Source organism: Planococcus sp. S3-L1 (assembly GCF_030063085.1).
Classification (GTDB): domain Bacteria; phylum Bacillota; class Bacilli; order Bacillales_A; family Planococcaceae; genus Planococcus; species Planococcus kocurii.
Genome location: NZ_JASISN010000006.1, coordinates 130,589 through 143,963, shown reverse-complemented (window position 1 = coordinate 143,963; position 13,375 = coordinate 130,589). Strand labels below are relative to the sequence as shown.

At 42.6% G+C, this 13,375-nt stretch carries 12 protein-coding genes; 11 read left to right on the top strand and 1 reads right to left on the bottom strand.

All coding sequences use genetic code 11. The features are described from left to right. Window positions 1-204: 204 nt before the first annotated feature. The 9 genes from rny to QMF37_RS08575 all read left to right on the top strand — a co-directional run bounded on the left by rny (window position 205) and on the right by QMF37_RS08575 (window position 10,746). Complete coding sequence (rny, locus tag QMF37_RS08615) at window positions 205-1,761, top strand: ribonuclease Y (RefSeq protein WP_058384974.1); 1,557 nt, start codon at window positions 205-207, stop codon at window positions 1,759-1,761. A gap of 65 nt (window positions 1,762-1,826) precedes the next feature. Further along, window positions 1,827-2,624 carry a TIGR00282 family metallophosphoesterase gene (locus tag QMF37_RS08610; protein WP_058386876.1) on the top strand — a complete coding sequence of 266 codons (798 nt, stop codon included), beginning with the start codon at window positions 1,827-1,829 and terminating at the stop codon, window positions 2,622-2,624. Window positions 2,625-2,913: 289 nt separating this feature from the next. Then, window positions 2,914-3,342 (top strand): YlbF/YmcA family competence regulator, encoded by a 429-nt coding sequence (locus QMF37_RS08605; protein ID WP_058384975.1) that lies wholly within the window; start codon window positions 2,914-2,916, stop codon window positions 3,340-3,342. 194 nt (window positions 3,343-3,536) lie between these two features. Next, on the top strand, window positions 3,537-6,062 hold the full coding sequence (gene mutS, locus QMF37_RS08600) for a DNA mismatch repair protein MutS (protein WP_058384976.1): 2,526 nt from the start codon (window positions 3,537-3,539) through the stop codon (window positions 6,060-6,062). A 4-nt stretch (window positions 6,063-6,066) separates the two neighbouring features. Beyond that, on the top strand, window positions 6,067-7,881 hold the full coding sequence (gene mutL, locus QMF37_RS08595; protein WP_283477863.1) for a DNA mismatch repair endonuclease MutL: 1,815 nt from the start codon (window positions 6,067-6,069) through the stop codon (window positions 7,879-7,881). Window positions 7,882-7,952: 71 nt separating this feature from the next. Continuing rightward, window positions 7,953-8,873, top strand: coding sequence for an alpha/beta hydrolase (locus QMF37_RS08590; protein ID WP_283477861.1), 921 nt, complete (start codon window positions 7,953-7,955; stop codon window positions 8,871-8,873). Next, window positions 8,866-9,822, top strand: a complete 957-nt coding sequence (gene miaA, locus QMF37_RS08585; RefSeq protein ID WP_283477859.1) for a tRNA (adenosine(37)-N6)-dimethylallyltransferase MiaA — start codon at window positions 8,866-8,868, stop codon at window positions 9,820-9,822. Before QMF37_RS08590 ends, miaA begins: the two co-directional genes overlap by 8 nt. Window positions 9,823-9,832: 10 nt before the next feature. After that, window positions 9,833-10,057, top strand: coding sequence for an RNA chaperone Hfq (gene hfq, locus QMF37_RS08580; RefSeq protein ID WP_058384980.1), 225 nt, complete (start codon window positions 9,833-9,835; stop codon window positions 10,055-10,057). A gap of 389 nt (window positions 10,058-10,446) precedes the next feature. Further along, entirely contained in the window at window positions 10,447-10,746 is a 300-nt protein-coding gene (locus QMF37_RS08575) for a rhodanese-like domain-containing protein (RefSeq protein ID WP_283477856.1), read from the top strand. A 133-nt stretch (window positions 10,747-10,879) separates the two neighbouring features. Here QMF37_RS08575 and QMF37_RS08570 read toward each other — a convergent pair whose 3' ends face one another. Next, window positions 10,880-11,485 carry a trimeric intracellular cation channel family protein gene (locus tag QMF37_RS08570; RefSeq protein ID WP_058384983.1) on the bottom strand — a complete coding sequence of 202 codons (606 nt, stop codon included), beginning with the start codon at window positions 11,483-11,485 and terminating at the stop codon, window positions 10,880-10,882. A 109-nt stretch (window positions 11,486-11,594) separates the two neighbouring features. Between QMF37_RS08570 and QMF37_RS08565 the strand changes: the two genes are divergently transcribed. Next, window positions 11,595-12,827, top strand: coding sequence for a methionine gamma-lyase family protein (locus tag QMF37_RS08565; protein WP_283477854.1), 1,233 nt, complete (start codon window positions 11,595-11,597; stop codon window positions 12,825-12,827). Window positions 12,828-12,948: 121 nt separating this feature from the next. Beyond that, a complete protein-coding gene (locus tag QMF37_RS08560; protein WP_058384985.1) occupies window positions 12,949-13,335 on the top strand; it encodes a MerR family transcriptional regulator in 387 nt (128 codons plus the stop codon). Window positions 13,336-13,375: the final 40 nt, after the last annotated feature.

The following is a 13,375-nucleotide window of genomic DNA, read 5'->3' as shown; positions in this document are numbered from 1 at the left end:
TGATGGCCCAAACTACCTTTGAGCCATCACTTGCCTGTCAGAGCTGAACGACCGCTTCCGCTTTTCCTGGGTTGACACGACATAAGTCCAGCTATACAATTAAAATTGTATAATTTACTAATTTTTAAATTGTTGCAGTGATAAGAAAAGTTTCATTATTATTCTTTAAAACGAAAAAAATTAATAGCAAGAGGAGGTGTCCGAATGGATAACGCGATCATCTTCGCTTTGCTTGGTATCATCGTCGGTGTAGTTGTTGGTTATTTTGTAATGAAAAAATCAAATGAGTCCAAAATGGCAGGTGCGAGAAACTCTGCAGAGCAGATCATCGAAGATGCAAAGAGAGAAGCCGAAGCGCAGAAAAAAGAAGCCCTTTTGGAAGCAAAAGACGAAAATCACAAATTGCGTACTGAAACAGAATCTGATATTCGGGAACGCCGATCTGAACTTCAAAAACAAGAAAATCGGTTGTTGCAGAGAGAAGAAAATTTAGATCGCAAAGATGATGCATTAAACAAAAGAGAAGCGAGTCTAGAGCGTAAAGATGAAGCACTCGTAGAAAAACAACAGCATATTGAACAGATGGAGAGCAAAGCTGAAGAGTTAGTTCATCAGCAGCAAGTTGAAATGGAACGTATTTCCTCTTTGACACGCGAAGAAGCCAAGTCGATCATCTTACAGGATGTTGAAAAAGAACTTTCAACAGATATTGCGGTAATGATGAAAGAAGCCGAAGCTCGCGCCAAAGAAGAATCAGACAAAAAAGCAAAAAACATTTTGTCCTTGGCGATGCAGCGTTTTGCAGCAGACCATGTAGCAGAAACGACTGTCTCAGTAGTGAACTTGCCAAACGACGAGATGAAAGGGCGTATCATTGGGCGTGAAGGACGTAACATCCGTACGCTTGAAACTCTTACGGGAATCGATTTAATCATCGATGATACACCAGAAGCGGTTATTCTATCAGGATTTGATCCAATTCGCCGTGAAACGGCGCGATTGGCTCTAGAAAAACTGGTATCAGATGGCCGTATCCATCCGGCGCGTATCGAAGAAATGGTTGAGAAGTCAAGACGTGAAGTGGATGAGCAAATTCGTGAAATTGGTGAACAAACGACATTTGACGTAGGCGTGCACAACTTGCATCCTGACTTGATCAAAATTCTTGGACGCCTTCGCTACCGTACAAGTTATGGACAAAATGTGCTGAAGCACTCTGTGGAAGTAGCATTCTTGTCAGGCTTAATGGCAGCTGAACTTGGAGAAGATGTTACCCTCGCTCGTCGTGCTGGACTTCTACATGACATTGGTAAAGCCATCGATCATGAAGTAGAAGGTAGCCACGTTGAAATCGGTGTAGAACTTGGAACGAAGTACAAAGAGCATCCTGTAGTGATTAACAGTATTGCTTCCCATCACGGTGACACAGAAGCGACTTCCATCATTTCGGTCATCGTCGCAGCAGCAGATGCATTGTCTGCCGCTCGTCCAGGTGCAAGAAGTGAAACATTGGAAAACTACATTCGTCGCCTAGAAAAACTTGAAGAAATTTCCGAGTCGTATGAAGGCGTGGAGAAATCATTCGCGATTCAAGCAGGACGTGAAATTCGCATCATGGTTCGTCCGGAACAAATTGATGACATGACGGCACATCGTCTTGCTCGTGACATTCGGAAACGGATTGAAGAAGAGTTAGACTATCCAGGTCACATCAAAGTAACGGTTATTAGAGAAACAAGAGCAGTTGAATACGCAAAATAATAAGGGTGAGGCTTCGATGAATGTCTATTCAAAGAAGCCTTTTTCTTATGGAAAAAGGTGAGTTTGTGAAAATTTTATTTATTGGAGATATTGTTGGATCCATTGGAAGAGATGCACTTGAATCGTATTTACCGAGACTGAAAAGAAAGTATTCACCAGACGTTATCATTGCGAATGGCGAGAACGCAGCAGCAGGACGCGGCATTACCAAGGCTATTTACCAGGATCTTTTGTTTATGGGAGTAGATATGGTAACCATGGGCAATCATACATGGGATCAAAAAGAAATTTTTGATTTTATTGATGAAGTCGATTACTTGATCCGTCCAGCTAACTTCTCAGACGAAGCACCGGGACGTGGCATGGCGACTGTTACAAAAAATGGCCAAACTTTATCGGTCATCAATTTGCATGGTCGTGTGTTCTTGCCGCCGCATGAAGATCCATTTCAAAAAGTGGATGAGCTAATGGCTGAAGCTAAAGCCATTTCACCGCTCGTATTTGTAGATTTTCACGCTGAAGCAACAAGTGAAAAAATCGCGATGGGTTGGCATTTAGATGGCCGCGCTTCAGTTGTTGTTGGGACGCATACCCATGTTCAAACTGCCGATGCACGCATTTTGCCAAACGGTACTGCCTATATCTCAGATGTGGGGATGACAGGACCGTATGATGAAATTTTGGGAATGAATAAAGAAGCTGTACTTTATCGTTTCAAGACCAATATGCCAACACGTTTCGAAGTACCAAAGCGTGGACGTTCAGTAGTCAGTGGCTTTTTCACTGAAGTTGACGACCAAACAGGGAAAGCGATTAGTTTTGAACGCATATATATCAATGAAGATTATCCATTCCAAGGCTAAACCTTCAACTTCTTGACGAAACTCCGACAATTCAAGCAGACACCTTGAAGTACGTGCCTGGTTTTCAGTATAATGAGGTAGCGTTTAAAACAAGTTTCGTTATGAAATCTGTTGCAAATTCTTTAAATCGATTAAACTGCTCGCAAAAGGGAAAAATCCGGTTCGATGTATTTAGACGTCGAGGTAGGTTTTGTGCCTAAAAAATAAAGTGACTGACTGAAACTAAAACATGGTCGTTGAGCGATGACAGTATAGAAGTCGTGTCAGACCAGGAAATGGGTGTCTTAAAATGACGTATACAAAACAAGAAATCGTCGCAAAAGCGCGCGAAGTAGCAGATATGATTGCGGCAACAGAAGAAGTGGATTTCTTTAAACGTGCAGAAGCACAAATTAATGAAAACCAGCAAATTCGTGAAAAAATTGCCAGCCTGAAAAGTTTGCAGAAACAAGCAGTCAATTTCCAGGCGTATGGTAAAGAGCGCGCGTTGACATTGATCGAAGGAAAAATCACGAAAATTGAAGAAGAAATCGACGCTGTGCCGATTGTTCAAGAATTCAAACAATCACAGAGCGACGTCAATTCTTTATTGCAGATGGTTTCAACAGCCATTGCCAACCAAGTAACAAATAACATCATTACTGAAACAGGCGGCGACTTGCTGCGCGGCGAAACCGGATCAAAAGTCCGCAACGACAAACCAGGAAGCTGCGGGTAACAAGAAAAGCATAAACGACCGTTTAGTCCCGACGGCATAAAACATTCCGACCGATAGAGCTAAATGCAAGCCCGAATTAAAACGTAGGTAAACAGAAGTAAACTGAAAGAGCCAAAGCTCTTTCAGTTTTTTCTTTTCCAGCTGTATTTTTGGTATAATAGAAAAACGACAATCGATTTGAAAGAGGTTTTAATATGGCACCGACACCAATGATGCAACAATATTTTCAAGTGAAATCTGAATACTTGGATGCTTTTTTATTTTTCCGTTTGGGCGATTTTTATGAGTTGTTCTACGATGACGCGATTAAAGCGTCGCAAATACTAGAAATTACCTTAACTAGCCGTGGTGGAACTGGGGATGACCGAATTCCAATGTGCGGGGTTCCTCATCATGCAGCAAAAAACTATATCGACCAATTGATTTTAAAAGGTCATAAAGTGGCCATCTGTGAACAAGTAGAAGATCCAAAACTAACAAAAGGTGTTGTGAAGCGTGAAGTTGTCCGGTTAATTACACCGGGTACTCATACAGAAGGAAAAAGCGTTGACTCTAAATCGAACGTCTTTTTAGCTGCAGCTGACGAACTTGCTGATGGATTTGGTTTGTCCTATGTCGATATCAGCACAGGTGAAGCAACAGCTACGTACATAATGGGGACGGAAAAAGCTTTGTTGCAGGAATTGCAATCTTTGAATATTCGCGAGCTGGTCGTTTCAGAGCAATTATTCGTGTTGCTGACTGAAGAAGAACAAGGACTGGTATTATCCATTGAGACGATGGAAAATGCCTATCCGTTATCACCAGAACAAGTCGCTGACTGTCCGGAAGATTTGCGGATGAGCAGTCATCGGTTACTGACATACATTTCTCGCACGCAAAAACAATCACTTGATCACATCCAAGCGTTTTCCTATAAAGAAAATAATCAATTACTAAGTATCGATTTTCATTCAAAGCGGAATTTGGAATTATTGCAATCGATTCGGGGCAGCGAAACAAAAGGGACCTTGCTTTGGCTCCTAGATGAAACCATGACGGCGATGGGGAGCCGAAAGCTAAAGCAGTGGTTGCATCAGCCACTAGCAAACAAAAGAATGATTGAAGAGCGTCAGCAAATGGTAGCGGCATTGATTGACCAGTATTTCGTGCGTGTAGAGCTTCAGGGGCTATTAAAAGAAGTTTATGACCTGGAACGCCTATCCGGTCGAATTGCCTTTGGTAGCGCCAGTGGACGTGATTTAGCACAGCTCAGAAGTTCCCTTGAGAAAGTTCCTGTGCTCATTGAAGAATTAGCGAATTCCGGCAATTTAGCGTTGCAGGACTTTAGTGGCAAACTAGACCGCTGCATAGAAGTTTGTGAACTATTGCAAGCGATTAGCGAAAGTCCCCCATTGTCTTCAAAAGAAGGCGGCGTTATACGCGACGGCTTTCATCAACAGCTTGATGAATACCGAGATGCTTCGCGTAACGGCAAAGATTGGATTGCCGCGCTTGAACAAAGAGAACGCAAATTAACGGGCATTAAATCGTTAAAAATTGGCTATAACCGCATTTTCGGCTATTATATTGAAATTTCTAAAGCCAATATGCATTTAGCTGATTTAGAACGCTACGATCGCAAACAAACGCTCGCTAACGCAGAACGTTATACGACTCCTGAACTGAAAGAAAAAGAAGCGTTAATCTTAACGGCTGAAGAAGAAAGTTTGTCACTTGAATATGAGTTGTTTGTGGCGATTCGAGAGGAAGTCAAACAATACATTTCACGTATTCAACGACTTGCTTCTTCTCTCAGTGGACTGGATGTCTTTTTGAGTTTTGCTAATGTGGCAGAAAAATACCGTTTCGTCAAACCTGAATTTAATGAATCGACAGAAATATCGATTATAGAAGGGCGTCACCCGGTTGTGGAAAAAATGCTCAATAAGCAACATTATGTACCGAATGATTGTGTCCTTGCGGAAGATAAAAATATGTTGTTGATTACAGGGCCCAACATGTCGGGGAAAAGTACGTATATGCGACAAGTAGCGCTAACGATTGTGCTTGCGCAAATTGGCAGTTACGTTCCTGCTGAATCTGCAAATTTGCCAATTGTTGATCAAATTTTTACGCGTATTGGAGCAGCCGATGACTTAGTGTCAGGCCAAAGTACTTTTATGGTCGAAATGCTCGAGTCGCAATATGCGATTACACATGCGACAAAAAATAGCTTATTGCTGTTTGATGAAATCGGTCGCGGTACATCAACATACGATGGCATGGCATTAGCGCAGTCGATGATTGAATACATTCATAGAGAAATTGGTGCCAATACACTTTTCTCTACGCATTACCACGAGTTGACGGCATTGGAAAATTCGCTGGACAAGCTTCATAATGTCCATGTCGCGGCAATGGAGCAATCGGGTAAAGTCGTGTTTCTTCATAAAGTGAAAAAAGGGCCAGCAGACAAGAGTTACGGGATTCATGTTGCTGAACTGGCGAATCTACCAGAACCCATTCTTGCCCGTGCACGTGAATTGCTCAAAACCTTTGAAGAAGATAAAAAGAAGCAGCCTACAACAATCGAGCAATTATCATTTTTTGATGATGCAGATACAGAAAAAGACGAAATTTTACAGACCATTAAGGACGTTCAAGTATCCGCAATGACACCTCTTCAAGCTTTGCAGATGCTTAACGATTTGCAACAAAAGTTAACGGCTAAGGAGTGAGAAAATGGGCATCATTCGATTGATGGACGAACCTCTATCCAATAAAATATCCGCGGGTGAAGTCGTCGAACGGCCGACTTCGGTCGTTAAGGAATTAGTGGAAAATGCCATCGATGCTGGAAGCACAGCCATCGAAGTGTTACTCATCGAAGCAGGGCTAACCTCTATTCAAATTATTGATAACGGTGCAGGTATGGATGCTGATGATGCATTGTTGTCATTTTCCAGACACGCCACAAGTAAAATTGCCAATGAGCATGATTTATTCCGGATTCGGACACTTGGGTTTCGAGGTGAGGCACTAGCGAGTATCGCTTCAGTTTCGAAAGTAACTTTGCATACATCAAATGGTGCGAGTGGAACTTTTGTGCAAATGGAAGGCGGACGTTTAACCGAGCAACGCGCGGGGTCTCTTAGAAAAGGAACGGATATGAAAATCGATCAATTGTTTTTTAATACACCTGCACGGCTAAAATACATGAAAACATTGCAGACAGAATTGGGTCATACCATCGATTTGTTGAACCGTTTTGCGCTGAGCTATCCAGGTGTTGCTTTTAAGCTGATGCATGACGGCAGAGTGATTCTGCAAACCTCAGGCAGTGGAGAAATCAAGCGCGTATTAGCCGACATTTACGGTGTTGCGATTGCTAAGAAAATGATTCCGTTCGAGGGACAGTCACATGACTATAAAGTATCGGGCTATGCGTCACTTCCTGAAATCACCCGTGCCAATAAAAACTATATTTCATTGTTTGTAAACGGGCGCTGGGTCAAACATTATGCGATTGCCAACACGGTTCATAAGGCGTATCATACGTTCTTGCCGCTTGAGCGGCAGCCAATTGTCGTATTAAATATTGAAGGGGATCCTTATTTGACAGATGTCAATGTCCACCCATCAAAACAACAAATTCGTTTGAGTAAAGAAAAAGAATTGATGGAATTGATCCATGAAACGATTCGACGCACGATTAGTTCAGTTGTGCGTGCACCGATTATCGATCAACCAAAACCCGTCAAACAAGCGCCGACTAAACAATTAGATCTCTGGAAAAGTTCGTTTACAGTTCAAGAAACAAAACAGTTACCCGCACAAGAATGGTCAGAGCTACCCGTTGAACACGAAACGGAAGTTGTTCAACGACAAGATGAGCCACTTAAAGGTGGAACGCCATTTATTGAAGAATTGCCACCATTAGCAGAACACGAGGAACAACAAGAAAGCCCTCAATTTCCCGAATTGGAAGTGGTGGGCCAAATTCATGGCACTTATATTGTGGCGCAAAGCCATGATGGTTTTTATTTGATTGATCAGCATGCAGCACAAGAACGCATCAAATACGAATACTTTCGTGAAAAAGTAGGAGATATTGACAGCAATGAACGACAAACTTTACTGTTGCCGTTAACATTCCATTACAGTCGAGATGAAGCGTTGAGGTTGAAAGACCATTTAGCTGTTTTGGCTGATAGTGGCGTATTTTTAGAAGTGTTTGGCGATACATCGTTTATTGTTCGGGAATACCCCACTTGGTTTCCAAAAGGATTTGAACAGGAAGTTATTGAAGATTTGATCGAACAAATTTTGAACGAGCGAAAAGTAGATATTAAGAAATTGCGGGAAGATGCAGCCATTATGATGAGTTGCAAACGCTCGATTAAAGCAAATCATTTTTTGCAGAAACACGATATGGAACGGTTACTGGTAGATTTGAAACAAGCAGAACAACCCTTTACTTGTCCGCACGGTCGTCCTGTGATTATCCATTTCAGGACATACGATGTGGAGAAAATGTTCAAACGTGTAATGAATTAAAAGTTGGCGTCTAATTTGCCAGCGTTTCGGGTATGAATAGAGAATACGTGTAGTGAGGAAGGGTGTAAACGATGCAGGTAACCAAAAATTACATGAATGCTTCTGATGGACATGAACTTTTTTATGCGCGTTACGAACCACCAAATCCGATTGGCCATATCCATATTATCCACGGGATGGCTGAACATATCGGTCGCTACGAAGAGTTCGCGGAATACTTAATGTCTCGCGGCTTTGTGGTATCTGCACATGATCAACGTGGACACGGGAAAACGGCAGAACAGAACGGGATTCAAGGTTACTTTGCAGATGATAACGGCTTTGAACGAGTAGTGGAAGATGCGCATACCGTCATTGCTGAAATCCAGCAGGCAACGGGAAATCTGCCATTGCTGCTATTCGGTCATAGTATGGGGTCCTTTGTGGCTCGTCGTTACATGCAATTGCACAGTGAAGAAATCAGTCGTATCGTATTATCCGGTACTAGTGGAAATCCTGGCATTTCCGGTAAAGTCGGAATGGCTGTAGCGGTCGCATCGGCAAAATTACAAGGAAAGCAAGAACCTAGCAAAGCGCTTGGGAAATTGACTTTTGGCAATTTTAATAAACCTTTCGCAGAAGAAGGTTCGTCTTACGCTTGGCTGAGTCGAGATAAAGAGGCTGTTGCGAAATACGAAGCAGATCCTTGGTGTGGTTTTGAATCAACTAATCAGTTTTACATTGATTTATTTTCCGGGCTTGCAACATTGAATAAGTCTGAAGAAATCGCCAAAATTCGAAAAGACTTGCCGGTTTTGTTTATTAGCGGTGCGATGGACCCTGTCGGAAATAACGGTGAAGGTGTTTTCAGTTCAGCCAAACAATTCAACAAAGCAGGGATGACTAACGTTAAAGTTTACCTAGCAGAACAAGGTCGGCATGAATTGCTCAACGAACTTAATCGAAAAGATTATTTTGAGTTAATCGGAGATTGGATGTGCGGAAATGATTGATGTGGTGGCCATTGTTGGACCTACGGCATCTGGGAAAACTGCGCTGAGCCTTGAATTAGCTAAGCGGTTAAACGGTGAAATTATCAACGGGGACTCGATGCAGATTTACCGAGATATGACGATTGGGACAGCGAAAATTTTACCTAAAGAAATGGCAGGAATTCCTCATCACTTGCTGGATATTAAAGAGCCGGACGAGAGTTTTTCAGTTGCAGAATACCAATTCTTAGTGCGGGAGAAAATTGCTGAAATTCGCTCGCGTGGAAAGCTGCCGATTATTGTCGGGGGAACAGGGATGTATGTGCAGGCCGTACTCTTTGATTACCGATTTTCAGAACAGCCTGTCGACCAACAACTTCGAGATGAGTTAAACAAGGAACTAGAACAAACGGGTCCTGAACAACTGTATGCCAAATTGTTAAAGTTGGATCCGCAGTCAGACATTCACCCGAACAACACGCGGCGTGTCATACGGGCGGTTGAAATTTTGATGAGTGGTCAGCAAAAAGGAGACCGGAATTTGGCGTTGTCGCCGATTTACAATGAAGTCATTATTGGATTAGACATGCCAAGAGACATCCTATACGACCGTATTAATCAACGAGTGGAGACGATGTTGCAACGCGGCTTGATCGAAGAAGTGCAAGCCTTACGGCAAAGAGGCATACGCGACGTTCAGTCTATTCAAGCCATTGGCTATAGAGAAATTTACGCTTATTTGGATGAACAAGAAAGTTTAGAACGAGCAATCGAAAAACTCAAGCAAAACTCACGCAAATACGCAAAAAGGCAATTTACTTATTTTAAAAACAAACTACCGATTTTCTGGATCGATGCACTGGCTGATCTCGAAAAAAATCTCCATGAAATAACAGTGGTTATGCAGGAAACTGACAGAAACTGTCGAATTGATAAATTGATGGCCAATCAAACACAAACAGAGAAATAGGGGGATTTACATGAAACCAGTTAATATTCAGGATGTCTATTTAAATCAACTGCGTAAAAATAATATTTATGTAACGGTCTTCTTACTTAATGGCTTTCAATTAAAAGGGACCATTAAATCTTATGATAATTTTACGGTGCTGGTCGAAACAGATGGCAAACAACAGTTAATTTACAAACATGCAATTTCGACGTTTTCTCCGTCAAAAGCTGTAGCGATTGAACACGAAGAGTAAAAAAGTCGGACTGTAGGTGCAGTCCGTTTTTTTGATTTATGCCTGTTAGAGCTAAATGAGCACCTACGCTTTTCGGGTTGTCTAGCTCCAGCAGCCAGATTCTAGGGTCTTAATCCACTCTGGCTGTGCGGCAAAAGACGCCGCTTCACCAGTGTGTCTTAAGCCCGTCAAATCTACACGGCTGCCTACGCTTTTCGGGTTGTCTAGCTCCGGTGCCCAGCTCTTCGGGTCATAAGCCAGCCCAACTGTGTGGCAAAAGACGCCACACTGCTGTTCTGTCTTATGCCTGTCAGAGCTAAACGGGCACCTACGCTTTTCGGGTTGACAGTTATGTTGTTGAGGTATAGCATTTTGAAGTGAATTCGATTTAAATTTCGGGAGGTGTCTTTATGAAGACTATTACAGTAGATGAATTGCAAAAACGAGTTGAAGCTGGAGAAGAGTTACACATCATCGACGTTCGTGAAGCAGACGAGGTGGCTTTTGGAATGATTCCAGGAGCTAAACACATTCCGCTCGGTGAAGTGGAAGAGCGTAGCGGAGAGCTAGACGCAACCAAAGACTATCATCTGGTTTGTCGTGCGGGTCGTCGGAGTGAAATGGCTTGTGACATTTTGGAATCAAAAAATATGAAGACCATCAACGTTGAAGGCGGCATGACTGCCTGGAACGGCGAGACAATCGCATAACAAACACAAACAAACCACACAGCGTTTTTGCTGTGTGGTTTGTTTGTGTTTGAAAAGTATGCAGTTTCAGCTCTTCAGTTTACAGTCAAGCTCCAATGTCTTGATTTTAATGATCCAGCATTTGTACATGCCTCTAGGAGATTTGGATTTTACGAGCGGGTAATCTCCATTTAAAAGTATAGGACAAAATTCGCAGGATTGTGATCAGCACAAATAACGAATAAAGCATAAGGTCAGAAGATGCTGAATTAAAGCTGATGAACAATCCGCACAATGCAGCCCAAACCGCATAGATTTCAGATTTTAACACAAGTGGTTTTCTTCCTGCTAGTAAATCACGAATGATTCCTCCGCCAGAACCTGTAAGTACGGCTGCTACAACAACTGCAAATAGTGGCAATTCTAGTTCAACAGCATAAATGGCTCCTTGAACAGCAAACGCTGACAATCCGATAGCATCAAAAAAATTGCCCCAGCGATTCCAGTGGCCAAGCAGTTTATGCGGAAACAAAAAGACAATCGTGATCGATGCAAAGGCCAGTTGGAACATGAATTCTTGTTCCCATAGCGCCGAAACAGGCACGCCGATCAATAAATTTCGAATGGCACCGCCACCAAAGGCTGTGACAACGCCGAGAAGATAGACACCAAAAATATCGTATTCTTCTTCCATGGCAATAATTGCGCCGGATATTGCAAAAGCAATCGTACCGAAGGCGCTCAGTACTTCCCAAGCCATAGAGCTATTCCTCCTCAACATGCAACTCTATGAATTGTAGCAGAATTTGACGCTATTTCAAGTCATGCCGCATAATAGAAAAGAGAAATTCAAGAGAATGGAGAATTACATGTTTACTACAATTACTAAAATAGAAAAAATTATCAAAAGACAGCTCGAATTGGCTGACGAAACAGCTTACATAAACCAAAAGAAAGTATTAACGGCTTTTCATAACCAGCGCGTTAGTGACCATCATTTTAATCCATCTACCGGTTACGGGTACGACGATGAAGGACGAGATACGCTTGAGCGAGTCTATGCGGATGTTTTTGGAGCGGAAGCGGCTCTCGTTCGGCCGCAAATTATTTCTGGAACCCATGCCATTACCATTTCGTTGTTCGGTGTATTGAGACCAGGAGACGAACTGCTTTATCTAACAGGTAAGCCTTACGATACATTAGATTCTATTGTCTCAGGCGGTGACAAGGATACGGGATCGCTAAAAGACTTCGGTATTAGTTACCAGCATACCGATCTGGACGCTAACAATAAAATTGATTGGCTAACAGCTGAAAAAGCAATAAATGACAAGACCAAAGTCATCGCCATTCAACGTTCGCGAGGCTATGACACACGACCTTCCTTTACGATAGAAGAAATCGAAGGCATGATTGCGGGTATTCGTCGCATAAAGCCACAAGCTATTGTTTTTGTTGATAATTGCTATGGCGAGTTTGTGGAAACGCGTGAGCCGATTGAAGTAGGCGCGGATTTGATTGCCGGCTCTCTGATTAAAAATCCTGGAGGTGGACTCGCTAAAATTGGTGGCTACATCGCCGGTAGAGCCGATCTGGTTGAAAAATGTGGTTACCGCATGACATCGCCGGGTATAGGGGGAGAGGCAGGCGCGTCACTCAATGCACTACCCGATATGTATCAAGGGTTTTTCATGGCGCCACATATTGTTTCTCAAGCATTAAAAGGGGCAATTTTTACTTCAGCACTTTTAGAAGACGCGGGAATGATTACCGCGCCTCATTGGAGTGACGAGAGGACAGACTTGATTCAATCGGTATCGTTTCAAACGGCTGAGCAGATGATTGCTTTTTGCCAAACGATTCAAGCGAGTTCACCAGTCAATGCGCAATTCAAACCGGAACCGGCTTATATGCCAGGTTATGAAGACGATGTCATTATGGCAGCAGGAACGTTTGTGCAAGGTTCCAGCATTGAACTGACAGCGGATGGTCCCATTCGGCCACCGTACACAGCGTTTGTACAAGGTGGACTTACCTATGAACACGTTAAAATTGCCGTTTTAAACTCGGTTGACGTATTGAAAAAAGCTAACTTAATCTAATCGATTCCTCGCATATGGCATGCGGGGAGTTTTAATGTAAGGAAACTTAACGTTTGTTTGACAAATAATCTAACATGATATATGCTGTAAAAGTAATAACTACTTGAAATGAGTGAAACTTATGACGAACCGGGTTCGACGGACGATGCCGCTTCTTCCAATCAGTATAGTTATGCAGCTGACGGAACTTACTGCGAGACAAATCCGTTATTACGAAGAGCACAAGTTAATTAGCCCTGCCCGTACCGATGGGAATAAGCGTATGTTTTCGTTAAACGACGTCGATGCTTTACTTGAAATCAAGGACTACTTGGATCAAGGACTTAATATCGCCGGCATTAAGAAATTATACGAGTTAAAAAACTCGCCTGAAAACAATCAGGTAGAGTCAAAAAATCTAAGTGACGCGGAGTTGCGAAATTTGCTGCGTGAACAATTGAAACATCAAGCTCGACCCTTCGAACTTGGTGGCTTTAGACAAGGTGATTTATCCCGTTTCTTCCATTAAAGAAATGGGCTTACATAAAACATTCATAGGAGAGTGAAGA

What these genes read in the sequence shown, in the direction of transcription:
- rny (WP_058384974.1), top strand. Translation starts at nt 205, where the DNA reads ATGGATAACGCGATCATCTTCGCTTTGCTTGGTATCATCGTCGGTGTA.
- QMF37_RS08605 (WP_058384975.1), top strand. Translation starts at nt 2,914, where the DNA reads ATGACGTATACAAAACAAGAAATCGTCGCAAAAGCGCGCGAAGTAGCA.
- mutS (WP_058384976.1), top strand. Translation starts at nt 3,537, where the DNA reads ATGGCACCGACACCAATGATGCAACAATATTTTCAAGTGAAATCTGAA.
- mutL (WP_283477863.1), top strand. Translation starts at nt 6,067, where the DNA reads ATGGGCATCATTCGATTGATGGACGAACCTCTATCCAATAAAATATCC.
- QMF37_RS08590 (WP_283477861.1), top strand. Translation starts at nt 7,953, where the DNA reads ATGCAGGTAACCAAAAATTACATGAATGCTTCTGATGGACATGAACTT.
- miaA (WP_283477859.1), top strand. Translation starts at nt 8,866, where the DNA reads ATGATTGATGTGGTGGCCATTGTTGGACCTACGGCATCTGGGAAAACT.
- hfq (WP_058384980.1), top strand. Translation starts at nt 9,833, where the DNA reads ATGAAACCAGTTAATATTCAGGATGTCTATTTAAATCAACTGCGTAAA.
- QMF37_RS08575 (WP_283477856.1), top strand. Translation starts at nt 10,447, where the DNA reads ATGAAGACTATTACAGTAGATGAATTGCAAAAACGAGTTGAAGCTGGA.
- QMF37_RS08570 (WP_058384983.1), bottom strand. Translation starts at nt 11,485, where the DNA reads ATGGCTTGGGAAGTACTGAGCGCCTTCGGTACGATTGCTTTTGCAATA.
- QMF37_RS08565 (WP_283477854.1), top strand. Translation starts at nt 11,595, where the DNA reads ATGTTTACTACAATTACTAAAATAGAAAAAATTATCAAAAGACAGCTC.
- QMF37_RS08560 (WP_058384985.1), top strand. Translation starts at nt 12,949, where the DNA reads ATGACGAACCGGGTTCGACGGACGATGCCGCTTCTTCCAATCAGTATA.